Here is a 22,120-nt window from a genome sequence, read left to right on the forward strand (position 1 = left end):
CCGTGTGCGGTGCAGCTTAGACACCTCCACCACACCGGAGGTCTTCGCCGTGATCAAGACCCCGGCCCTGTCAACAACGCTCGTGATCAATACACCTAGCCGGCTCAGTCCTTGACCTGGCCCGCCTTCAGCCACAGCTTGTCCAGCAGGACGTTGCACTTGTCGCCGTCCTCGCAGGAGACCGTGATCGTGTTGGTGCCCTTGGTGAGGGTCGGATAGGCGTAGGTCTTGGTCCAGCCCTTGGTGAAGTCGCCGTCCGAGGTGTGCGTGAAGTTGCCCAGGTTGAGCTTGTTGCCGAACGGCTTGCCGTTGACGGTCAGCGTCATCTTCTGGTCCTCGTCCACCGTGCTGTAGCGGGCGAAGAGGGTGTAGGGGCCGTCCTTGGGGACACCGTTGACGGTCCACGTCACCGAGGAACCGACCTGGTTGAGGTTCCCGACGTAGATGCCGCCCTCGGACTCGGCGCCCTTGACGTCCTGGGCGAGGGTCGCGGCGCCGCCGAGCCGCAGCGCCTTCGCGTCGGTCTGCGGCAGTTCCACCTTGCTCTCGCCGCCCTTGCTCGCCGAAGGGCTCGGCTTCGACTCCTGGGACTGGGTCGGCTTCGTGCCCACCTCGTCGGACGCGTCGTCCTTGTCCTTGTCGCCGCCCAGCATGGCCACACCGATGCCGACGACGACCGCGGCGACCACCGCTATCGCGCCGATCAGCAGGCCCTTGTGGTTCGGGCCGCGGCCACCCCGGCCGCCGCCGCCACCGGCCGGCGTGTGGTGCTGCACGGTCTGCGCACCGCCCGGAAGCGTCTCCGGCGCCGCGTAGTGCGCGTTGGGCCGGCCGGGGCTCTGGGCAGCCTGCTGAGGGACCTGGCCGTAGGGCGCGGTCTGAGCGGCCTGCGGCTGCTGCTGGCCGTACGGGCGGGTGCCGACAGCCCGCACCCGGTTGACCGAGTTCGGGTAGCCGTAGCCCCCGGACGGCGGCTGGGCTCCGTTGGCCTGCCCGTCGGCGTAGAGATAGCCGAACGGGTCGTCGTCCTCGGGCGTGCTCGCGCCGTTGTTGCCGGGCGTCATCCCTTGGTCTCCTCAGTCAGGTGCGGTGCATGCGGTACACGGGTGAGTTAGCGAGCCTACCCGCTCCCAGAGACCCAAACGGGTGACCCAGACCGCATCAACTCGCTGACCAGGGCTTCACCCGGCGCGTCTGTGTTGTTTGGGACGAGATCGTTTCTCGACGTACATCCGCTCGTCAGCGGATTTCAACACTTCGTCCGCCGTCATTCCACAGTGTGCCCATCCGATGCCGAAGCTGGCACCGACCCGGACGGCCCGCCCTTCGGCGCGGATGGGCTGGATGATCTCGTTGCGCAGCCGGACCGCGAGGTCCTGCGCGTCGGCGCGCCCCAGCCCGTCGGCCAGGATGACGAATTCGTCACCCCCGAGCCGGGCGACGGTGTCCCCGTCACGGACGCCGTTGCTCAGCCGCCGGGCGACCTCGATGAGAACCGCGTCACCCGCGTTGTGCCCGAACCGGTCGTTGATCGACTTGAAGCCGTCGAGGTCGCAGAAGAGCACGGCGAGGCCCTTGGTGCCGTCGTCGTGGCCCCCGTCCGGGGCGACGGTGTGCACATGGTGGTCGTAGGCGTCGTACGGCTCGGCGCCCTGCCGGAAGTCGAAGCCGGGCCCGGCCACGTCGAAGTCGGGATGGCCGTAGGCCGCGTCGACGGATTCCACGACGGTGTGCGGGGACGACGCGCGTTGACAGAGCCGGGCGGACAGGCGCGAGCGCAACTCCGCGGAGTTCGGCAGGCCGGTGAGCGAGTCGTGCGAGGCGCGGTGGGCGAGCTGGAGTTCGCGGCGCTTGCGCTCCTCGATGTCCTCGACGTGGGTGAGGAGGAAGCGCGGGCCGTCGGCGGCGTCGGCGACCACACTGTTGCGCAGGCTGACCCAGACGTACGTGCCGTCCCGGCGGCCGAGGCGCAGCTCCGCGCGTCCGCCCTCCGCCGAGGTGCGCAGCAGGGTGCCTATGTCCTCGGGGTGGACCAGGTCGGAGAAGGAGTAGCGGCGCATCGCGGAGGCGGGCCGGCCCAGCAGCCGGCACAGCGCGTCGTTGGTGCGCAGGATCCGGCCGTGCTGGTCGCCGCCCATCTCGGCGATGGCCATGCCGGACGGTGCGTACTCGAAGGCCTGCCGGAAGCTTTCCTCGCTCGCCCGCAGCGCCTGCTGCTCGCGCTCCAGGCGGACCAGCGCGCGCTGCATGTTGGCGCGCAGCCGGGCGTTGCTGATGGCGATGGCGGCCTGGAAGGCGTACATCTGGAGCGCCTCGCGGCCCCAGGCTCCGGGCCGGCGGCCGTTGCGCGGCCGGTCCACGGAGAGCACGCCGATCAGTTCGCCGCCCGCCGCGCTGCCCTGCGGGCCCGGCGCGTACATGGGGGCGAAGAGCCGGTCGGCCGGGTGCCACTCGTCCTCGAAGCGGGGGGCGGGGCCGTCGGTGTACCACTGCGGGACGTCGTCGTCGTCGAGGACCCAGCCCTCGGTGTGCGGTATGAAGACCAGGTCGCCCCAGTGCTCGCCCATGCCGAGGCGGCGTTCCCAGGACTCGCGCGAGCCGACGCGGCCGGTGATGAGGGCCTCGGCGGCGGGGTTGCCGGCGAAGGCGGCGACCACGAGGTCGCCGTCCGGCCGTACGAGGTTCACGCACGCCAGCTCGTACCCGAGGGCGGTGACGACACCCTCCGCGACGGTCTGCAGTGTGTCCGCCAGGCTGCGGGCCGTGTTCATGTCGGCCATGACCTGGTGCAGTTGTCGCAGGGACGCAAGACGGACGTAGGGCTCCGACTCGGTCTCCATGCTCGCCCTCCCCCCGATTACTCGCAGCGATTCAAGGGTTCTCGTCGGCGTATCGCCCTGGCAGCTTCCCCGCCACTGAATCACAGCGCGCTGCTCACTCGGTACACAGGGTCAACAATTCCTGCCCCTTGTGACTCAAGTCACAGGCAAACCTGAACAATTGAGTGGAGTTTCTGCGTTTTCACGTCCGTCTACCGAACGCAAACTTTGTCGGGTTGCGCACATGTTTTTCCCGTACCCGTCCCACGGCCGCGGATGTCCGTCGGTGGTCCTAGGACCGTGATCGGGCGGGAGCCCGATGCGGGGCCCGCGGAGCGGAGATTAGCGTTCCCGGTGTGCCGAACACTCCCGCAGCCACGTCCCCGATCATTCCGTCGCCCGCCGCCGGGCATGCTGAGGGGGTGAGCAACGACGAGTTCCGCGCCGCCATGTCCCGGCTGGCCTCGGGCGTGGTCCTGGTGACCGCGCAGGAGCCGCCGCTCGACCCGGACGATCCCACGGCGCCGGGCGGCGAGGACGTCGGCATGACGGCCACGGCCTTCATGTCGGTGTCCCTGGACCCGCCTCTGGTGCTGGTGAGCCTGCGGGAGGGCTCCCGCATGGACGAGCTGCTGGAGGAGCAGGACCAGTGGGCGGTCTCGGTCCTCTCCGAGAGCCAGCGGCACATCGCGGGCCGCTTCGCCATGAAGGGCCGCCTCAGCGACCGGCTGCTGTTCGCCGACATCCCCTTCACGCGCGGCGAGTACACCGACGCCCCGCTGGTCGGCGGCGCCCTGGCCGTCCTGGAGTGCCGCACCGAGCAACGCGTGCCCGCCGGCGACCACACACTGGTGATCGGCCGCGTGCTGACGGCAGGGGTGCCGAGCGCGGAGGGGGGCCCGCTGACGTATTTCCGGGGCCGGTACCGGCAGTTGGGCTGAGGAGATACCGGCAGTCGGGCCGAGGGGAAATCCGCTGGCCGGGGTTCCTGCGGGCTGCCTAGGGTGCGCGCATGACCACGACCGGCCCGCGCCTCGAAGAGATCACCCCCGCGAACCTCGATGCCGCCCTGGGCATCGGCGTCCGCCCCGACCAGGAACACGCGGTCGCCCCCGTCGTGAAGTCCCTCGCGGAGGCCTACGTCCATCCTGGCGCGGCCTGGCCCCGCCTGATCGTCGACGGCGACCGCCCGGTCGCCTTCCTCGACATCGACTGGTACGAGGACGGCAGCGTCCGCCGCTCGGGCCTGTGGCGGCTGAACATCGCGGCCGGGGAGCAGGGCAAGGGGTACGGCCGGTTCGCCGTCGAGTCGGTGGCGGCCGAACTGCGCCGGCGCGGCAGCGCACAGCTCTACGTCACCTGGCACCCGGGCCCCGACGGCCCGGGGGACTTCTACCTCGGACTCGGCTTCCGTACGAACGGAGAGGTCAGCGGAGGCCAGACGGTAGGCGTCCTGGAGCTGTCCTAGTTCCAGTGCCGCGCGGAGCGCCCCTGCTTGGTCTCCGAGCGCTGCTTCTTCTCCCGAAGCCGGCGCTCGTTGATGCCCCGGGGGATCCGGGTCGGCTTGCGGGGCTTGGGCGGGGGCGCCGTGGCCTCGGCGAGGAGCGCGGCGAGGCGTACGGCGGCGGCCTCGCGGTTGCGCCACTGGGAGCGGTGCTCGGAGGACCGCACGGTGACGACCCCGTCGACCAGCCGCCCGGCCAGCCGCTCCAGGGCCCGCTGCTTCCACACCGGGGGCAGCGCCTCGGTCTTCGCCAGGTCGAAGCTCAGCTCGACCTTCGAGTCGCTGGTGTTGACGTGCTGCCCGCCCGGCCCCGACGACCGCGAGAAACGCCACATGAGCTCGGCCTCGGGCAGGGAGACGGAGCCGCGGATGACGTGGTGACCGGACATGCCGTCCATGTTCCCGCTTCTGTCCCGTCCACGTCATCCCAATAACGGCGGGTAAAGAAAGTAAAGGACCTGGAACCTCGCGTACCCCTCTCCACGTTCATGGGGGTAGCTGTAGCTTCGGTGCCGCAGCTTCTTCGCCGCATGTAAACGAGGGAAGGGACTCCCAACAATGGCTGTAAGCCTGTCCAAGGGTGGCAACGTCTCGCTCACCAAGGAGGCTCCGGGCCTGACCGCCGTCACCGTGGGCCTCGGCTGGGACGTCCGCACCACCACCGGCACGGACTTCGACCTCGACGCCTCGGCGATCGCGGTCAACACGCAGGGCAAGGTCTACTCGGACGCCCACTTCGTCTTCTTCAACAACAAGCAGACGCCGGACAACTCCATCGTGCACACCGGCGACAACCGCACGGGCGAGGGCGCCGGCGACGACGAGGCGATCAACGTCAACCTCGCCGCCCTCCCGGCCGACATCGACAAGATCGTCTTCCCGGTCTCGATCTACGACGCCGAGAACCGCAGCCAGAACTTCGGCCAGGTCCGCAACGCCTACATCCGCATCGTCAACCAGGCCGGCGGCGCCGAGATCGCCCGCTACGACCTGTCGGAGGACGCGGCGACGGAGACGGCCATGGTCTTCGGCGAGCTCTACCGCAACGGCGCCGAGTGGAAGTTCCGCGCGGTCGGCCAGGGCTACGCCTCGGGCCTGGTCGGCATCGCCCAGGACTTCGGCGTGAACGTCTGATCGACGCCCGCGCATGGTGGAGGCCCCGGGCCGGACGACCGGCCCGGGGTGCTCCTCCCCAGGGGCGCGGGGAACTGCGCGACAGGCCACGACCGGCCGGCACCGAACCGGGCACCCACGCCCCTACGGCGCGTCGAAACCCTCCCCGCCCGGGTACGTTCCCCACGTGATCCTCGACCCCCTGCCCGCGCTCCCCCTCGGCGATCCCCTCCTCGCCGAGCTGACCGCCCTCTACGCCTCCAACACCGCGTTCCACACGCTCACCGGCGACTTCCCCGACCCGCACGACATCAGCCCCGCGCAGGTCGCCGCCGCCCTGGCACAGGAGCGGGAACACCCCGGCACCGAGATCCTGCTCGCCCGCAGCTTCGGCCGGCTCATCGGCATCGCCGTCACCCTCGCCCACCACCCCGACCCCGCCGACCCCGACCCCTGGATCGGCCTGCTGATGGTGGACGCGAGCCTGCACGGCCAGGGCCACGGCCGCCGCATGGCCGCACTCGTGGAGGACCGCTTCCGCGCCGCAGGCCGCAGCGCCGTCCGTCTGGCCGTCCTGGCGGACAATCCGAAGGCCCTGTCCTTCTGGACCGCCCTCGGCTACCAGGTCGTCGACCACCGTGAGGATCTGCAACACGGGCGCCCCTGCGCGGTGTTGCGCAAGGAACTCTGACCACCCCGTGAGGCCTCAGGGCCGCTCCGGCCTCCCCTCCCCGTACAGCCAGTCCTCCCAGATCCCCGCCAGGTCCGCGCCGGGCGCCCGCTTCTCGGCGTAGGCCGTGAAGCCGGCGGTGTCGGCGTTGCCGTACCGGTGGGTCGCCGCCCACCCCTTGAGGATCGAGAAGAACCGGTCGTCCCCCACGGCCTGCCGCAGCTTCTGCAGCACCATCGCCCCCCGCCAGTACACCGGGGGGTCGGAGATCCGCGCGGCGCTCGGCGGGTCCGCCGGCGGGAACTCCCAGATCTCCTCCGCGGCCTCCTCCGTGTCGAAGTACGCACCGGAGTACACCGCGTCGAACGTCTCCCGCGCGCTCCGTCCGCCGTGGTCCTCCTCCCACAGCCACTCCGCGTACGTCGCGAATCCCTCGTTGAGCCACATGTCCCGCCAGCTCTCGGGCGTGACGGAGTCGCCGTACCACTGGTGGGCGAGCTCATGGACGAGGAACCTGATGTCGGGGGCGCCGGGGAACACCGGCCGGCTCTGGGTCTCCAGGGCGTAGCCGACGAAGCCCGCGCGGTCGACGATCGCGCCGGTGGTGGCGAAGGGGTACGGCCCGAACCGGCGCTCCGACCACCGCAGCACCTCGGGAAGCCGCCCGAGCACGGGCCGGCTCGCCGCCGCCTCGGCCGGGTCGACGGCCGTGTACACGGGCAGGTCACCGGCCCGGGAGCGGCTGACGTCGAAGCGGCCGATCGCGAGGGTGGCGAGATAGCTCGCCATCGGCTCACCGCTGTGCCACACGAACGTCGTACGCCCCCGCGCGGTCGTCTCCCCGCGCAACTCCCCGTTGGATACGGCCCGCAGCCCCTCGGGCACGGTCACGGTGAGGTCGTACGCCGCCTTGTCCGAGGGGTGGTGGTTGCCGGGGAACCAGGCCATCGACCCCGTCGGCTCGCCCAGCGCGAGCGCCCCGTCCGGCGTGCGCAGCCAGCCCTCCTGGGAGCCGTCCGGGTCGGTGACGGTCTCGGGCGCTCCGGAGTAGCGGACGGTCACGCGGAAGGTGTCGTCCCGGTCGATGTCGCCGTGCGGCCGGACGGTCAGTTCCTGCCCGGCGCGGTTCCAGCGGGCGACGTCCCGTCCGACGGTGATCCGCTCGACCTCCATGCCGAGCAGGTCGAGGTTGAAGGCGGAGAGGTCCTTGGTCGCGCGGGCGGTGAGGGTGGCCGTGCCGGTGAGGTGGTGGGCTTCGGGATCGTAGGCGAGGCGCAGACCGTAGTGGGTGACGTCGTAGCCGCCGTTGCCGGCCTTCGGGAAGTAGGGGTCGCGGACGCCGGAGCCCCCGGGGGTGCCGTGCACCCCGCCGCCGCACCCGGTGAGGGCGAGGGCACAGACGAGCAGGGTGGCTGCGGGCAGCGTGGGGACAAGACGTACAGATCGGGCCACGTTCGCGATCCTACGGGCGCGTGACACCATCACCTCCGTGCTCGACATCGGCTACGCCCTCTCCAACCGCTTCCCCGACCCGCCGCAGACCGACTACCGCCGCGCGGACGTCCGGGCACTGCGGCACGACCTGTTCTGCGGGGACGTCTACCTGGCGGACACCACAACGGATCACGAGGTGTCCACAGCCTGGGGATGGGTGCCGGTGCTCGACTTCGCGTGGGCGCTGTGCGACATCGTGGAGCGGATCGACCGGGACCCGGCGGGCTCCAGGGCGTCCCGGCCGCAGCGGGCGGAGCTGGACTTCACCGAGTCGACGGACCGGATGCTGTTCGAGCGCCGCTTCGGCTGGGTGGACATCGAGGCCGACTGGATGCGCGCGGAGGAGCCCGCGCTCACCGTCTCCCACAGCGCACTGCGCCGCGAGGCCCGGGACTTCCTGCACGACCTGATCGCCGACCTCACCGACCTGCACGACGACCTGGCGGAGAACCCGGCGATCTGGACCCTGCAGGCCCGCTTCCCCCGCCTGCCGTAGCCACAGCCGGCCCGGCTCAGAAGCCTCAGCCCTCGACGCGGATCCCCCACTGCGCCGCGAGCACCGGCGCCAGGTCCAGCAATTGTGCCGTGCTGATCACCGCCCCCGACAGCCGGTCCAGGCCCCGGCTGATCTCCAGGGACGCGGCGCCGCGCAGGTCGACGTCCGTGAGGGTCGCCGCGTGCAGGTCGGCACCCTTCACGGCGCAGTCGACGAACTCCACCCGCTCCAGGCGGGCCCCGCCGAAGTCCGGCTCGACCAGGACGCAGCCCTCGAAGACGACGTCCCTGAGCCGGGCCGTGCGCAGGTTCAGATAGTCGATCTTGCCGCCGCGGATCACCACCCGCTCCAGCACCGCCCCGTGCAACTGCGGCCCGCCGAGCCGGGCATCGGTCAGCTCCACGTCGCGCAGGGTCACCTCGGCGAGGTCGGTGCCGACGCCCCGGACACCGGTGAGGGTGGAGTCCAGGACGCGGGCGTGCCGCAGCCGCGTCTCGTCCAGCGCGCAGCCGGTCAGGGCGCAGTCCATGAAACGGGCGCCCGACCCGTCCTGCCCCGAGAGACCGGCGTCCCGGAAATCCAGCCCGTCGTAGTCCCCGTCCGGCTCCAGCTCACCGCCGCCGTACGGCTCCAGCACCGGCAGCCGCACCTCCGGCCGCCGCGCGCCCTTCACACCCCTGCCGCCCGCCGCTCTCCTCGCCATGCCCCCATGCTGCACCCCGCCTCTGACAACCGGCCCTGACCTGCGCGGACACCGGTGATGTCACATTCCGGGGCCCTCGATCGGTCCTACTCCCAGAAGGCGGCCCCGACCCGAGGGAGATCCACAGTCATGCACCGCATCACCGTCATCGGCGGCGGCTTCGCCGGGCTGACCGCGGCCATCACCGCCGCCGAGGCCGGCGCCAAGGTCACCCTCCACGAGGCGCACCACACCCTGGGTGGCCGGGCGCGCACCGCCGAGGGCCCGTACCGCACCAACGAGGGCCCGCACGCCCTCTACAACGGCGGCCCGCACTGGGCCTGGCTGAAACAACGCGACCTCATCGGCCCGCTCGCCCCGATCCCGCCCCTGGAGGCGGCCCGGCTCCGGCTGCGGCACCAGGGCGTGCTGCGCCGCACCCCGCCCTTCGCCCTGCTGAAACTGCTGCGCCGGACGGGCCGTCAGGCGCCCGTGGACGCCGACTTCCTCACCTGGGCGACGGAGATCGCGGGCGAGGAGGGCGCCCGGGCCGCCGCAAACTACTCGGCGGTCGCCCTGTTCCACCACGCCCCCGGGTCGCTGTCCGCCGCGTTCGTGCAGGAGCGGCTGCGCCGGGCCACCAAGCTGCCGCCCGAGGCGCACTACCCGCGCGGCGGCTGGGCGAGCCTCATCGACCGGATGGCGGCCCGCGCCTGGAACCTGGGCGTCCGGATGGAGACCCTGTCCCGCGTCGACACGCTCCCCACCGGCACGCCCGTCGTCGTCGCCACCTCCCTCGACGCCGCCCGCCGCCTGCTCGGCGACGACTCCCTGACCTGGCCGAGCGGCCGGACCACCCTCGTCGACCTGGCCGTGCGCACCCGGCGCGGGGACGCCTTCGTGGTCTCCGACCTGGACGCACCGGGCTGGCTGGAGCGGTTCACCGCCCAGGACGCAAGCCTCGCCCCGGCCGGGGAGCAGCTGATCCAGGGGCAGATCCCCCTCGCGCCGCACGAGTCCAAGGCCGACGGCACCGCCCGCGCCGAGCAGTTGCTCGACCTCGGGTTCCCGGGCTGGCGCGAGCGGCTCACCTGGCGGCGCGAGTCGGTGGCGAACGGCCGTACCGGCGCGGTCGATCCACCCGGCACCAGCTGGCGCGACCGGCCGGCCGTGGACCGGGGCGAGGGGGTCTACCTCGCCGGCGACCAGGTCGCGGCCCCCGGAGTGTTGTCGGAGGTGTCCTTCAACAGCGCCCTGACGGCGGTCTCCCTGGCCCTCGGCCGACGCGAGCTTGACCTCAAGCAAGCTTGAGGTTGAATGCTGGTCGCAGCGAACGTCCCACCAGAGAGCGAACGTTCACCAGAGGAGTCGTCATGCACGCCATCCGCCTGCACGCCTTCGGCCCGGCCGAGAACCTCACCTACGAGCAGGTCGAGGACCCCAGGCCGGGCCCCGGCCAGGTGCGTATCACCGTACGCGCGGCGGGCGTCCACCTCCTGGACGCCGCCCTGCGCGAGGGCATGCCGGGCGGCCCGGCGAACGAGCCGGCGGCCCTGCCCACCGTCCCCGGCCGCGAGGTCGCCGGTGTCGTCGAGTCCCTGGGCGAGGGCGTCGCCGGGTCGTGGCTGGGCAAGCGGGTCGTCGCCCACCTCGGCTTCGTCCCGGGCGGTTACGCCGAACTGGCCGTCACCGAGGCCGAGCGCCTGCACGAGATCCCCGGGAACCTGGACTTCGCCGAGGCCGTGGCCATGATCGGCACGGGCCGTACGGCGGTCGGGATCCTGCAGTTCGCCGACCTCGGCCCCGACTCCGTGGTCGTCGTCCCGGCCGCCGCCGGAGGCATCGGCACCCTCCTCGTGCAGTACGCCAAGAACGCCGGGGCGACCGTCGTGGGCCTCGCGGGCGGACCGGAGAAGACCGCCCGTGTGCAGGCGGGCGGCGCCGATCTCGCCGTCGACTACAAGGACCCGGCCTGGCCCGCGAAGGTCCGCGCCCATCTCGGCGGGCGGACCGCGACCGTCGTCTTCGACGGCGTCGGCGGCGACATCGCCCGCGAGGCCGTCGCCCTCCTCGGCCCGGGGGGCAAGCACATCGTCTTCGGCTGGTCCGGCGAGGGCATCCGGGACGGCGGCCCCTACCTCGTCGACGGCGTCTCCGAGCAGGTCCTCGGCCCGGCGATGCTGGGGAAGGCCGGCGGACCCGACCCCCTGCGCACCCTCGAACTGCGCGCCCTCACCGAGGCCGCCGCCGGCCGCCTCACCCCTGCCGTGCAGCGCTTCCCGCTCCGCGAGGCGGCGGCGGCACACCGGGCGCTGGAGGGCCGGAGCACGGTCGGGAAGGTGGTTCTGGAGCCGTGACCGCCACCCCGGCAGCGGCGCGGGTTCCGCGGATGCGGGACGCCCCGATCCATGGTCTTCTGGCGGGATGAGTGTCACCCGGACAGGCGATGAGGGCCGCTCCGTGGACACCGACCCGCGCCGCTGGTGGGGCCTGGTCGTCATCGCCCTGGCACAACTGATGGTCGTGCTGGACGCGACCATCGTGAACATCGCCCTCCCCTCCGCACAGCGCGACCTCGGCATGTCCGACGGGAACCGCCAGTGGGTCATCACCGCCTACACCCTGGCCTTCGGCGGGCTGCTCCTGCTGGGCGGGCGGATCGCCGACCTCGTGGGCCGCAAGCGGACCTTCGTCATCGGCTTGGCCGGCTTCGCCGCCGCCTCCGCGCTCGGCGGCGCCGCCGGCGGAGCGGGCATGCTCTTCGGAGCCCGCGCCCTCCAGGGTGTCTTCGCCGCCCTTCTGGCACCCTCCGCGCTGTCCCTGCTGACGACGACCTTCACCGACCCCAGGGAACGGGGCAAGGCCTTCGGCATCTACGGCGCCCTCGCCGGCAGCGGCGCCGCGCTCGGCTTCATCGTCGGCGGTCTGCTCACCGAGTACCTGGGCTGGCGCTGGTGCCTCTACGTCAACGTGCCCATCGCGATCGCCGCCGTGCTCGGCGCCCTCGCCCTGCTGCACGACCGCCCAGGCCACGCCGGCGCCCGCCTCGACGTCCCCGGCGTCCTGCTCGGCTGCGGCGGCCTCGTCGCGATCGTCTACGGCTTCAGCGAGGCCGAGTCCCGCGGCTGGATGGACCCGATGGTGCTGTCGCTGTTCGCCGCGGGCGCCGTCCTGCTCGCGGTGTTCGTGTGGTGGCAGTCCCGGGCGCCCATGCCGCTGCTGCCGCTGCACATCATCCGTGACCGCAACCGCGCCGGCTGCTTCCTGACCATGGCACTGGCCGTGATCGGCATGTTCGGCCTGTTCCTGTTCCTGACGTACTACCTCCAGGCCGTGCTCCTGTACTCCCCCGTCAAGACGGGCCTGGCCTTCCTGCCGCTCACGGTCGCGATCATCATCGGCTCGACCCAGATCTCCGCCCGGCTGCTCCAGCGCGTGCCGCCGCGCATGCTGATGGTGCCCGGCATGGTCCTGGCCGCGACCGGAATGGTGCTCCTGACCCAGATCACGACGCACTCCTCCTACGCCACCGAGATCCTGCCCGCGCTGCTGCTGCTCGGCCTCGGCATGGGCCTGACGTTCATGCCGGTCTTCGCCACCGCCACCGCGGGCGTCGCCCCGCACGACTCGGGCGTGACGTCCGCGACGGTCAACACCTCGCAGCAGGTCGGCGGCTCCATCGGCACGGCCCTCCTCAACACCATCGCGACGACCAGCACCGCCACCTACGTCACGGCCCACCTCACCAACCCCTCGGACCGCACCCGGGTCGTCCGCGAGGGCGTCGTCCACGGCTACACCGTCGCCATCTGGTGGGCCGCCGGCATCATGCTGCTGGCCGGACTCGTCGCGGGCCTGATGGTGACGACGAAGGCCCCGAAACACGGCGCACCGGCCGACGCACCCGTCCCGGAAACGGCGACCTGAGGGACACGGAACCCGTGGCCCGTCCTCGGTGCGAGAAGGTCCGGCGAAATTCGCGTGCCCGGGCCCCGAGCACCCCACTACCGTGCCCGGAGTGATCGACATTCCCCGGGAACTGGCGGCATCACAGGAGAAGTTCAACGGCGAGGCGGGCCGCGCCTTCATCGTCGGTCTGCCGGAGCAGACGGCCCACTTCCTCGACCACTGGGACCTGAGACCCGACGGCACGCCCATGCACGGCGTCTCCGCGCTGGTCGTCCCGGTCGTCCGGACCGCCGACGGCACCCCTGCGGTCCTCAAGCTCCAGATCCTCGACGAGGAGAGCGAAGGCGAACCGGTCGCGCTGCGCGCCTGGGACGGCGACGGAGCCGTCCGCCTCCTCGGCCACGACGAACCCACCGGCACCATGCTGCTGGAACGCCTCGACGAGAACCGCATGCTGTCCCACGTGCCGGACGCGCACCAGGCCGTGGTGACCATCGCCGGGCTCCTGGCCCACCTGACGTCCTTCCCGGCCCCGCCCGGCCTGCGCCGCCTCGGCGACATCGCCCGGCGCATGCTCGACCGGACCCCCCGGGCCCTCGGCCGCATCCCCGACCCCGCGGCCCGCCGCCTCGTCGCCGACTGCGCGGCCGCCGTACGCGAGGTCGTGGACGAGCCGGGCGACCGCCTCCTGCACTGGGACCTCCACGACGAGAACGTCCTCGCCTCCGGCCGCGCCGACTGGCTGGCGATCGACCCCAAGCCCCTCGCCGGCGACCCCGGCTTCGAACTGTGGCCCGCCCTCGACAACCGCTACGACCCCGGCGACATCCTCTGGCGCTTCGACGCCATGACCGACATCCTCGCCCTGGACCGCGACCGCGCCCGCGCCTGGACCTTGGCCCGCCTCCTGCAGAACGCCCTCTGGGACATCGAGGACGGCCGCCCCGTCGACGACGGCCAACTGGAGATCGCCCGACGGCTCCGCGGTCGCGGCCTCTGACGTGCGGGGACGGGAACAGCCGTGCCGCGGTACCCCTTCGCCGTACCGCGGCACGAGGCCGGTCCGTCAGAAGCAGGGCCTGGAGACGTTGCCCACCTCGTTGCCCTTGAGCAGGCCGCCCCAGATGTAGTTGCCGTCCGACAGCAGCACCCACTTGTCGTGGCTGATGCCGTTGGCCGTCACGGGACCGCCCACGAGCCAGCACTCGGCGCTCAGGCTCTGGTTCGCCGCGACGGTGTAGGCGATCCGGTAGCCCACCGCCGGCCCGATCCGCACGTTGCCGTTGATCCAGGTGGTGACCGTCTGGCTGGCACTCACGGTCGCGGCGGCCCGCTCGGTCTGCCCGCCCGACGCGGCGACCGCCGGAGCGGCCGTACCGGCCCCGACGAGGATCGCCGCTGCCGCCGCGGTCATGAGCCTGGTCCTCGAACGTGACGTGAAACGCTGCATGGTCGTCCGTCTCCTTTGTCGTTGCGAGGCGCCGTCCCGAAGCGACACCGTCCTCGCCGTGCGCCCTGTGCTTCCATGTACGCCACGTGTACGCACGGCACGGCGGTCGGGTTGCAGCGGATACGAACTCTTTTCCCGGACTTCCGGGCGATGACCACACGGGGGCACAACGGGGCATGACCGAGGAGGAGTTCGACGTCTTCTACGCCTCGGCCTTCCCGCGGCTGGTCGGGCGGGTCTACGCCGTCACGGGGGATCTGGCAGAGGCGCAGGACGTGGTGCAGGAGGCGTTCGTACGCGCCTGGGACCGGCGGCGCGAGATGCTGGCCGACGAGGCACCGGAGGCGTGGGTACGCACGGTCGCGGTACGGCTCGCGGTCAGCCGCTGGCGCCGTGCCCGGCGCTGGCTGGAACTGGTGCGCCACCACGCGGCCCCCGAGCACGTCCCGGGGCCGGGTCCGGAGCACACCGCACTGGTCCAGGCCCTGCGCAAGCTGCCGCAGGCACAGCGCACCGCGATCGTTCTGCACCATTTGTGCGACCTGAGTGTGGAGCAGGTAGCCTCCGAGACCGGCGCGGCCGTGGGAACGGTGAAAGCCCGCCTGTCACGCGGCAGGGCGGCGCTCGCCGAGCATCTCGGCCCCGAGAGGCACGACAGCGGTGAGAAGGAGGGCGACCGTGTCCGATGACCTCACCGACCTGCTGCACGAGGTCGCCGACCGGCACCGGGCCGCCCCGCCGGTGCCGGGGCGGGAGATCAGACGGCTGGCCGAACGCCGTGGCCGCCGGCGCCGTGCGGCCTACGCGAGCGGGGCCGCCGCGGTCGCACTGGCCCTCGCCGGCGGACTGGCGGTGGCGTTCACCGGTCACGACGGCGCCCGCCCGGCGCCACCCGCCGCCGCGAGCGCCACCGCGCCGCCGCGACCGTCACCGGAACAGCCGCAGCGGGCGACGGCGACGGTCGACCTCAGCCGGCACGAACTCGCCCTCTCCGGGCGCCGGTTGCCCGTATCCGGCGGCACGGCACAGCATCCGACGCCGACCGGCCGGATGACCGTCGTCGCCAAATACCCCGAACGGCGCCTGCCGGGCGCGACCGTCGGGCTGGGGAAGGAGTACGACGTCGCCATGGACTGGGTGGTCGAACTGCGGGCCGCCGACGGCACGACCAACTACCTCGTCGCCCTGACCTTCAACGAGCAGGCCCCCGGCGAACGCGACGTCACACACGGTTGGATCGGGCTGCGCCCGGCGGACGCGAAGTGGTGCTACCAGCTGTTGCAGCCCGGCGACGAGGTCCGCATCAGCCGCACAGGCCCGGCCCCGGACTGAGCCCGAGCACCTCGCGATCGACCCCCCTTACGACGAAACCCCAGGTCAGCGATTGTCTGACCTGGGGTTCCAGCAGAGCCCCCTGTCGGATTCGAACCGACGACCTACGCATTACAAGTGCGTTGCTCTGGCCAGCTGAGCTAAGGAGGCGGGTGCCGTGCGGCGCGTTGTCGCGCGTGAGAGCGGCACCACTGTACACAGAGCCCGTTACGCCGAGCCACGAAGTTCCGTTCGGCCGGCCCCCGGCTCCACCTCGTAGGCGAACCGATACGCCACCGTCGTCTCACCCTGCCGTGCGGTGAAGTCGCCCTTCCCCGTGAGGCCGCTCAGCTCTCCGCTCCCCGACCCGGGCACCACCTCGAAGGTGCAGTGCACGGTCCCGTCCTCGCCGAACCACCCCCGCTCCTCCACCGCGAAGCTCCCCTCACGGCCGTCGACGCGGCCGGTGAGGAGCTCCATGCCGCTGAAGGACCCCGTCTTCGCGGTGACGTAGACGATCGCGTACTCGCAGGCCGTCCCGGCCGCCTCGATGCCGCCGGTGAAGGTGTTCCGGACCGAGGCGTGGGCGAGGCGGGGGTTCGCGTCCTCGCCGGGAGCGATCACGCGTTCCTGCCAGTCGGCGAAGGTGAAGTGGCCGTCGATGGTGCGGGTGCCGGGCATGGGGGGTCCTCTCGGTGGGCTCCTGATGTCCTCGACCAGCCTGGACGCCGTACCTGACATCTTCTGTCAGGTACCGCGGCGCACGCCGCACAATGGCCTCCATGCGCGCCGACCGGCTCCTCTCCCTGCTCCTGCTGCTCCAGAACCGCGGCCGGATGACCGCGCCCGAGCTCGCCGCCGAGCTGGAGGTGTCGGTGCGGACGGTCTACCGGGACGTCGAGGCGCTCGGGGCCGCCGGTGTGCCGGTGTGCGCTGACCGGGGGCCCGAGGGCGGCTACCGGCTGGTCGACGGGTACCGCACACGGCTGACCGGCCTGACCGACGCCGAGGCCGGTTCGCTGTTCCTCGCCGGGATGCCCGGGCCCGCGCGGGACCTCGGGCTGGGCGCGGTCCTGGCCAGCGCCCAGCTGAAGGTGCAGGCGGCGCTGCCCGCGGGGCTCGCCGGGCAGGCGCGGCGGGTGCAGGAGCGGTTCCATCTGGACGCTCCCGCCTGGTTCCGCGAGGCAGACCCGGTGCCGTGCCTGGAGGCGGTGGCGGCGGCCGTGTGGGAGCGGCGGGTGCTGCGGCTGCACTACCGGCGCTGGCGCGGCGAGGTCCACCGGGAGGTGCGGCCGCTGGGGCTCGTCCTGAAGGGCGGCATCTGGTACCTGGTGGCGCTGGCGGAGGAGACGGTGCGGACCTACCGGGTCTCGCGCGTGCTGGCCGTGGAGGACACGGGCGAGGTCTTCGAGCGTCCCGCGGGGTTCGACCTCGCCGCCTGCTGGGCCGAGTCCTCCCGGCGTCTGGAGGCCGCCCTGCGCCAGGACACCGCCCGGCTGCGGATCTCGCCCCGCGCGCGGCGGCTGCTGCCGATGCAGTTCGGCGCGGCGGGCGTCGCCGCCCTGGAGAGCGCGGGCCCGGCCGACGGGGACGGCTGGGTGGAGGTGGAGCTGACCGTCGAGTCGGAGGCGGTGGCCGTGGGCGATCTGCTCCGTCTCGGCCAGGAGGCGGAGGTGCTCGGCCCTCCCGGACTCCGGCAGGCGGTGGCCCGGGCGGTCGCGGCGCTCGCGGACCGTTACGGGAAACCGGAAACGAACAGGTCGGGTCAGCCGTAATCTGCCGCTTCGAAAATTTCCGCGAAGTTCACAGGCCCGGAACTACTGACAGACGTGTGAACGCCGGGTACCGTCCTGAGCCAGTTCACACGCGTGGACTACACCACAACGGCGATCACCGTCGTGGCACCGCCTTCCTACTCGGATCGTCCGGCACGTTCCTGCCGGTAGAAGGGGTTCATTCACCATGGCCACTGTGCAGTTCGACAAGGCGACCCGGATCTACCCGGGTTCCACCAAGCCCGCCGTCGACGCTCTCGACATCGACATCGAGGACGGCGAGTTCCTCGTCCTCGTCGGCCCCTCCGGCTGCGGCAAGTCCACCTCGCTCCGCATGCTCGCGGGGCTCGAGGACGTCAACGGCGGAGCCATCCGCATCGGCGACCGCGACGTCACCCACCTGCCGCCGAAGGACCGGGACATCGCCATGGTGTTCCAGAACTACGCGCTCTACCCGCACATGACCGTCGCCGACAACATGGGCTTCGCGCTCAAGATCGCCGGCGTCAACAAGGCGGAGATCCGGCAGAAGGTCGAAGAGGCCGCGAAGATCCTCGACCTCACCGAGTACCTGGACCGCAAGCCGAAGGCCCTGTCCGGCGGTCAGCGCCAGCGTGTCGCCATGGGCCGCGCCATCGTGCGTGAGCCCCAGGTCTTCCTCATGGACGAGCCGCTGTCCAACCTGGACGCCAAGCTCCGTGTCTCCACGCGTACGCAGATCGCCTCGCTCCAGCGCCGCCTGGGCATCACCACCGTCTACGTCACCCACGACCAGGTCGAGGCCATGACGATGGGCGACCGTGTGGCGGTCCTCAAGGACGGTCTCCTCCAGCAGATCGACACCCCGCGCAACATGTACGACAAGCCCGCCAACCTCTTCGTGGCCGGCTTCATCGGCTCCCCGGCCATGAACCTCGTCGAGGTGCCGATCACCGACGGCGGCGTGAAGTTCGGCAAGTCCGTCGTGCCGGTGCAGCGCGACGCGATCGCCGCCGCCACCGACAAGACGGTCACCGTCGGCGTCCGCCCCGAGCACTTCGACGTGGCCGGCCCGGACGTCGAGCAGGGCCTCGCGGTCACCGTCAACGTCGTCGAGGAGCTCGGCGCCGACGCGTACGTCTACGGCACCGCCAAGGTCGGCGACGACTCCAAGGACCTCGTCGTCCGCGTCAGCGGCCGTGACGTCCCGGAGAAGGGCAGCCAGCTGCACGTCGTGCCCCGCTCCGGCGAGACCCACGTGTTCTCGACGTCGACCGGTGCGCGCCTGTCCGACTGATCAACCAGCAGACGCACAACCCCGGGTGAATCACCCAGGTTGACGAAGAGGGCCCCGCGGCGAGCCGCGGGGCCCTTCTCGTTGTCGACAAATACCCCGGCAGACCGGACGTTTCGAGCGTTGTGCGTCAACGCCTTACCCAGAAAGCCTCCCTTTCTCATCCCCCGAACCGGTGACTAAATGTCTACAAACCATTACGGGGCGCTACCCTCACACGCGTGAAGCACTCCATGAACCAACAGACGCGACGCGGCCGGGGCCCCGCCCGCCGGATCGGCCGCACCCTCGCTCTCGTCCTGCCCGTCGTCCTGGTGCTCTCCGGGACCCTCGCGGTCACCCGAGTCAACTGGTCGGGCAACAACACCGACCCGGTGCTCACCGCCGCGGACACCTCCGTGGGCACCCCGCGGGCCGCCAAGCGCGCGCCTCATGAGGTCCTGCGCGACAAGCTGCTCACCGAACTGCAGCAGGAGGACCCGGGCGTCGCCCTCGGCCACCTCCAGCAGGCCGTCAACGGCCGCCCGTCGCTGGCGAAGCACTGCGTCTCCATCGCCCGGGCCCTCGGCCAGGCCGCCGTCGCGGTCTACGGACCCACCCGCGCCCAGTCCTACGCGCGCCCGGTCTGCGACACCGCCTTCGCCACCGGCGTCGCCGCCGCGCACAGCTGAGCACCCGCCCTGCCACCGGGTGGGAGATCCCTAACGGCCGACGCGGATTCGATCGCCGGCCGCCGTCCCGGGCGGGACGCCACGTACAGTTCGTCTCCATGAGCGATCCGAGCGCCGCGTCCCGCCCCGTTCAAGCCGTCGTTCTGGCCGGTGGCCAGGGCTCCCGGCTGCGTCCCTACACCGACGACCGGCCCAAGCCGATGGTCGAGATCCCCGGCACCGGGACGCCGATCATCGGCCATCAGCTGTCCTGGCTCGCCGACGAGGGAGTGACGGACGTCGTGGTCTCCTGCGGCCACCTCGCCGAGGTGCTGCAGAAGTGGCTTCAGACCGCCGAGCTGCCCGTCTCCGTCACGACGGTCGTCGAGCCGGAGCCGCTCGGGCGCGGCGGCGGCCTCAAGTACGCCGCGGCGCACCTCCCTCACCCCGACCAGCCCTGGTACGCGACGAACGGCGACATCTGGACGCGGTTCTCGCTGCGGGACATGGCCGATTTCCACACCGAGCGGGACGCCGTCGCGACCCTGGCGCTGGCGCGGCCCCGGCTGCCGTGGGGTGCGGTGCAGACCGACGGCTTCGGGCGCATCACCGACTTCATCGAGGCACCGCCGTCGACGTTCGAGATCAACGCCGGTGTGTACGTCTTCTCCCCCGAGTTCGCCGGGCTGTTGCCGCACCGGGGGGACCACGAGCGGACGACGTTCCCTCATCTGGCCCGTGAGCGGCGCCTGGCCGGGTTCACGATCCCCCAGGGGTCGTACTGGCGGGCCATCGACACGGCGAAGGACCTGACCGAGGCGGCGAAGGAACTGGCGGCGCTGGGGCGTTAGCCGTGGCGTGCGGTGCGCTTCGGCTGCAGGCCCGTCGTGGCTCGTCGCGCAGTTCCCCGCGCCCCTTGTCGGCTCCGCCTCCCCGGGCTGCCTCATCGCACCCGTGGATGCGGGAAGGCCGCCCGTGTGGTCCAGACGACGCCGAAGGCCGGTACCACGGGGATCAGTGCCATCCACGGGAGCGTCCCCACCGGGAAGGTGCTCAGCAGTCCCCCGGCCAGGGCTCCTCCCCCGATGCCCACATTGAACGCGGAGACGTACCAGGAGGACGCGGCGTCGGGCGCGGCGGCTCCCAGACGGAGAACGCCCGATTGCAACGTCACCGGGAGCGCGGCGAAGGCGACGCCCCACAGAGCGACGGCCGCCACAGCGAGCGGCTGCAGTCGGATGCCTGCACCGAGCAGGACCAGTGAGCCGGCCATCAGGGCGATGGTGCCGAGCAGAACGGTGTGCGGGCGGCGGTCCACCAGGACACCGACGAGCCACGTCCCCGGCAAGCCTGCCAGCCCGTACACCGCCAGGAGCATGCCGACGGCGGCCTCGCTGAAGGCGGCGCCGTCGTGCAGGAGGGGGGACACGTAGGTGTACACGGTGAAGTGCCCGAGGACGAGCAGCGCGGTCGCTGTCACCATGCCTGGCAGGCCGGGCAGGCGCAGCGCGCCGCCGAGCCCTGTCGACCGCGGCGGGGCGGGGCGGTGGGGGATTGCGGGCAAGAGCCGCTGGGCGGCGGCGAGTGCCCCGAGACCGAGGGCCGCCGCGGCACAGAAGGCACCGCGCCATCCGACGACGCCGCCGAGGACGGTGCCCAGGGGGACGCCCAGTACAAGGGCCGCTGAGTTCCCGGCGAAGACGGCGGCCGTTGTGCGGCCCGAGCGGCCGGGCGGGGCGAGCGCGGCCGCGTATCCGGCGACGATCGACCAGAAGACGCCGTGCGCCGTTCCGCACAGGAACCGGCCGATCGCCAGGACCGGATAGCTCTCCGAAGCCGCGGAGAGCACGGTGCCGAGGGAGAAGACCGCACTCACGGCCAGGTAGAGGCGCTTGCGCGGCCGGCCGGCGGTCCAGTGGGTGAGCGGGGCCGCCGTCAGGCCGACCGTGAGGGCGTACACGGTGACCAGCAGCCCCACCCGTGATCGCGCGACTCCCAGATCGTCGCTGATCGGCGTCAGCAACCCGACCGGCAGCAGCTCCGTGGTGACGACGACGAAGGTCGTGGCGGCGAGAACGAGCAGGCCGGCCCGGCGCCCACGCGACGTCAGGTGCGGACCGGCCTGATCCGCGAGGGGCGGTGCGCTCACGCCGACGGAGCGGGGAGCGCGGCGAGGAACCCGCGTACGTGGCGGAGCCAGGCCGCCCGGTCCGCCGGGTTCAGGATGTGGGCGGCGCCGGGCAGTTCGACCAGCCGGGCGCCCGGGATACCGGCCGCCAGCCGGTACGAGCTCTCGGGCAGCACCAGCCGGTCGCCGGTCGGCACCGCCACCAGGGTCGGGGCGGACACCTTCGCCAGGTCGGCCCGGACGTCCACACGGGAGACCAGGTCGAAGTGGTCCGGCATGCCCGGCGGCATCGCGGCCAGAGCCCGGGCGACCGGTTCGTCGAGGGCGGCCGGTTCGAGGTCCACCAGGTCCGCCGGGGACATGCAGGACAGCAGGGCGAGCCGAGCCACGTCCTCCCACTGACCCGCGGCCGCGAGGGACGTGATCAGCCGGGCGGCGAGCGCCAGGACGGGGTCGGCGGCAGCGAAGCCGGCGGTGAGGACGAGGGCTCGCACCCGGTCGGGGTGCCGGGTGGCGATCCGGACGGCCACGGCGCTGCCGAGGGACTCCCCGAGCACGGCGAACGTGTCCTGTCCGGCCGCGACGGCGGCCTCGACCAGGCGATCGGCGAGGTCGTCCAGCCTCAGGGGTGCCACGGCTGTTGCGGAGCCACCGGACCCGGGGTAGTGCGGACCGACCAGCGTGTGGTCCTGGGCTAGATCGTCGAGGACGAGGCCGAAGTTGCCTTCGATGCTGCCGCCCGCACCATGGGCCAGCAGCAGCGCGGGGCCGCGCCCCTGCACGAGAACGTCGAGGTGAGAGGCGGGAAGTGCGTGATCAGTGGTCATGCCGCCGACGCTAAACTCC

At 72.1% G+C, this 22,120-nt stretch carries 24 protein-coding genes and 1 tRNA gene; 15 read left to right on the forward strand and 10 right to left on the reverse strand.

Annotation, left to right across the window (positions count from 1 at the left end):
- Positions 1 to 104 precede the first annotated feature (104 nt).
- Together ADK65_RS15915 and cdgB are read right to left on the reverse strand one after the other, a co-directional pair.
- Positions 105 to 1,064: a carbohydrate-binding protein gene (locus ADK65_RS15915; RefSeq protein ID WP_053670806.1), complete on the reverse strand. Its 960-nt coding sequence runs from the start codon at positions 1,062 to 1,064 to the stop codon at positions 105 to 107.
- 117 nt (positions 1,065 to 1,181) lie between these two features.
- Complete coding sequence (gene cdgB / locus ADK65_RS15920; protein WP_053670807.1) at positions 1,182 to 2,840, reverse strand: diguanylate cyclase CdgB; 1,659 nt, start codon at positions 2,838 to 2,840, stop codon at positions 1,182 to 1,184.
- A gap of 335 nt (positions 2,841 to 3,175) precedes the next feature.
- On the opposite strand from cdgB, the gene ADK65_RS15925 reads away from it, so the two are divergent.
- On the forward strand, positions 3,176 to 3,760 hold the full coding sequence (locus ADK65_RS15925) for a flavin reductase family protein (RefSeq protein WP_078955990.1): 585 nt from the start codon (positions 3,176 to 3,178) through the stop codon (positions 3,758 to 3,760).
- A gap of 71 nt (positions 3,761 to 3,831) precedes the next feature.
- A complete protein-coding gene (locus tag ADK65_RS15930) occupies positions 3,832 to 4,287 on the forward strand; it encodes a GNAT family N-acetyltransferase (protein WP_053670809.1) in 456 nt (151 codons plus the stop codon).
- Here ADK65_RS15930 and arfB read toward each other — a convergent pair.
- Positions 4,284 to 4,721, reverse strand: a complete 438-nt coding sequence (gene arfB, locus ADK65_RS15935; RefSeq protein WP_053670810.1) for an alternative ribosome rescue aminoacyl-tRNA hydrolase ArfB — start codon at positions 4,719 to 4,721, stop codon at positions 4,284 to 4,286. The two genes, ADK65_RS15930 and arfB, sit on opposite strands and share 4 nt — an antisense overlap.
- Before the next feature lie 160 nt (positions 4,722 to 4,881).
- Here arfB and ADK65_RS15940 point away from each other — a divergent pair, with 160 nt between their 5' ends.
- Both ADK65_RS15940 and ADK65_RS15945 read left to right on the forward strand, forming a co-directional pair.
- Positions 4,882 to 5,457 carry a TerD family protein gene (locus ADK65_RS15940; RefSeq protein ID WP_010035999.1) on the forward strand — a complete coding sequence of 192 codons (576 nt, stop codon included), beginning with the start codon at positions 4,882 to 4,884 and terminating at the stop codon, positions 5,455 to 5,457.
- A gap of 166 nt (positions 5,458 to 5,623) precedes the next feature.
- Positions 5,624 to 6,127 carry a GNAT family N-acetyltransferase gene (locus ADK65_RS15945; protein WP_053670811.1) on the forward strand — a complete coding sequence of 168 codons (504 nt, stop codon included), beginning with the start codon at positions 5,624 to 5,626 and terminating at the stop codon, positions 6,125 to 6,127.
- A gap of 15 nt (positions 6,128 to 6,142) precedes the next feature.
- Here ADK65_RS15945 and ADK65_RS15950 read toward each other — a convergent pair whose 3' ends face one another.
- Entirely contained in the window at positions 6,143 to 7,558 is a 1,416-nt protein-coding gene (locus ADK65_RS15950) for a M1 family metallopeptidase (protein ID WP_053670812.1), read from the reverse strand.
- Positions 7,559 to 7,595: 37 nt separating this feature from the next.
- On the opposite strand from ADK65_RS15950, the gene ADK65_RS15955 reads away from it, so the two are divergent.
- Positions 7,596 to 8,096, forward strand: coding sequence for a hypothetical protein (locus ADK65_RS15955; protein WP_053670813.1), 501 nt, complete (start codon positions 7,596 to 7,598; stop codon positions 8,094 to 8,096).
- A gap of 25 nt (positions 8,097 to 8,121) precedes the next feature.
- On the opposite strand, the gene ADK65_RS15960 is transcribed toward ADK65_RS15955, so the two are convergent.
- Positions 8,122 to 8,799 carry a pentapeptide repeat-containing protein gene (locus ADK65_RS15960; protein WP_078955992.1) on the reverse strand — a complete coding sequence of 226 codons (678 nt, stop codon included), beginning with the start codon at positions 8,797 to 8,799 and terminating at the stop codon, positions 8,122 to 8,124.
- A gap of 129 nt (positions 8,800 to 8,928) precedes the next feature.
- Between ADK65_RS15960 and ADK65_RS15965 the strand changes: the two genes are divergently transcribed.
- From ADK65_RS15965 to ADK65_RS15980, 4 genes are all read left to right on the forward strand, one after another.
- Positions 8,929 to 10,089 (forward strand): FAD-dependent oxidoreductase, encoded by a 1,161-nt coding sequence (locus tag ADK65_RS15965; RefSeq protein ID WP_053670815.1) that lies wholly within the window; start codon positions 8,929 to 8,931, stop codon positions 10,087 to 10,089.
- Positions 10,090 to 10,151: 62 nt separating this feature from the next.
- Positions 10,152 to 11,135, forward strand: coding sequence for a zinc-binding dehydrogenase (locus ADK65_RS15970; protein ID WP_053670816.1), 984 nt, complete (start codon positions 10,152 to 10,154; stop codon positions 11,133 to 11,135).
- Between the two features lie 67 nt (positions 11,136 to 11,202).
- Positions 11,203 to 12,705, forward strand: a complete 1,503-nt coding sequence (locus ADK65_RS15975) for an MFS transporter (protein WP_053670817.1) — start codon at positions 11,203 to 11,205, stop codon at positions 12,703 to 12,705.
- Between the two features lie 82 nt (positions 12,706 to 12,787).
- Positions 12,788 to 13,687, forward strand: a complete 900-nt coding sequence (locus ADK65_RS15980; RefSeq protein ID WP_063788020.1) for an aminoglycoside phosphotransferase family protein — start codon at positions 12,788 to 12,790, stop codon at positions 13,685 to 13,687.
- 66 nt (positions 13,688 to 13,753) lie between these two features.
- Here the strand turns inward: ADK65_RS15980 and ADK65_RS15985 are convergent, their stop codons facing one another.
- Positions 13,754 to 14,101, reverse strand: a complete 348-nt coding sequence (locus ADK65_RS15985; protein WP_053670819.1) for a hypothetical protein — start codon at positions 14,099 to 14,101, stop codon at positions 13,754 to 13,756.
- 212 nt (positions 14,102 to 14,313) lie between these two features.
- Here ADK65_RS15985 and ADK65_RS15990 point away from each other — a divergent pair, with 212 nt between their 5' ends.
- Positions 14,314 to 14,826, forward strand: coding sequence for a SigE family RNA polymerase sigma factor (locus ADK65_RS15990; RefSeq protein ID WP_053670820.1), 513 nt, complete (start codon positions 14,314 to 14,316; stop codon positions 14,824 to 14,826).
- Positions 14,816 to 15,469 (forward strand): L,D-transpeptidase, encoded by a 654-nt coding sequence (locus ADK65_RS15995; RefSeq protein WP_053670821.1) that lies wholly within the window; start codon positions 14,816 to 14,818, stop codon positions 15,467 to 15,469. Before ADK65_RS15990 ends, ADK65_RS15995 begins: the two co-directional genes overlap by 11 nt.
- A 76-nt stretch (positions 15,470 to 15,545) precedes the next feature.
- Here the strand turns inward: ADK65_RS15995 and ADK65_RS16000 are convergent.
- Positions 15,546 to 15,619: transfer RNA gene (locus tag ADK65_RS16000), tRNA-Thr, on the reverse strand.
- Between the two features lie 57 nt (positions 15,620 to 15,676).
- Positions 15,677 to 16,129, reverse strand: a complete 453-nt coding sequence (locus ADK65_RS16005; protein ID WP_053670822.1) for a DUF3224 domain-containing protein — start codon at positions 16,127 to 16,129, stop codon at positions 15,677 to 15,679.
- Positions 16,130 to 16,230: 101 nt separating this feature from the next.
- Between ADK65_RS16005 and ADK65_RS16010 the strand changes: the two genes are divergently transcribed.
- From ADK65_RS16010 to ADK65_RS16025, 4 genes are all read left to right on the forward strand, one after another.
- A complete protein-coding gene (locus ADK65_RS16010; protein ID WP_199825644.1) occupies positions 16,231 to 17,223 on the forward strand; it encodes a helix-turn-helix transcriptional regulator in 993 nt (330 codons plus the stop codon).
- 187 nt (positions 17,224 to 17,410) lie between these two features.
- Positions 17,411 to 18,499: an ABC transporter ATP-binding protein gene (locus ADK65_RS16015; RefSeq protein WP_053670824.1), complete on the forward strand. Its 1,089-nt coding sequence runs from the start codon at positions 17,411 to 17,413 to the stop codon at positions 18,497 to 18,499.
- A 218-nt stretch (positions 18,500 to 18,717) separates the two neighbouring features.
- A complete protein-coding gene (locus tag ADK65_RS16020; protein WP_053670825.1) occupies positions 18,718 to 19,167 on the forward strand; it encodes a hypothetical protein in 450 nt (149 codons plus the stop codon).
- A gap of 98 nt (positions 19,168 to 19,265) precedes the next feature.
- A complete protein-coding gene (locus tag ADK65_RS16025) occupies positions 19,266 to 19,997 on the forward strand; it encodes a nucleotidyltransferase family protein (RefSeq protein WP_053670826.1) in 732 nt (243 codons plus the stop codon).
- Positions 19,998 to 20,089: 92 nt separating this feature from the next.
- Here ADK65_RS16025 and ADK65_RS16030 read toward each other — a convergent pair whose 3' ends face one another.
- Positions 20,090 to 21,295: an MFS transporter gene (locus ADK65_RS16030; RefSeq protein ID WP_053670827.1), complete on the reverse strand. Its 1,206-nt coding sequence runs from the start codon at positions 21,293 to 21,295 to the stop codon at positions 20,090 to 20,092.
- Positions 21,292 to 22,101 (reverse strand): alpha/beta fold hydrolase, encoded by an 810-nt coding sequence (locus ADK65_RS16035; protein ID WP_053670828.1) that lies wholly within the window; start codon positions 22,099 to 22,101, stop codon positions 21,292 to 21,294. Before ADK65_RS16035 ends, ADK65_RS16030 begins: the two co-directional genes overlap by 4 nt.
- Positions 22,102 to 22,120 lie beyond the last annotated feature (19 nt).

The organism is Streptomyces sp. NRRL B-1140 (genome assembly GCF_001280065.1).
Classification (GTDB): Bacteria; Actinomycetota; Actinomycetes; order Streptomycetales; family Streptomycetaceae; genus Streptomyces.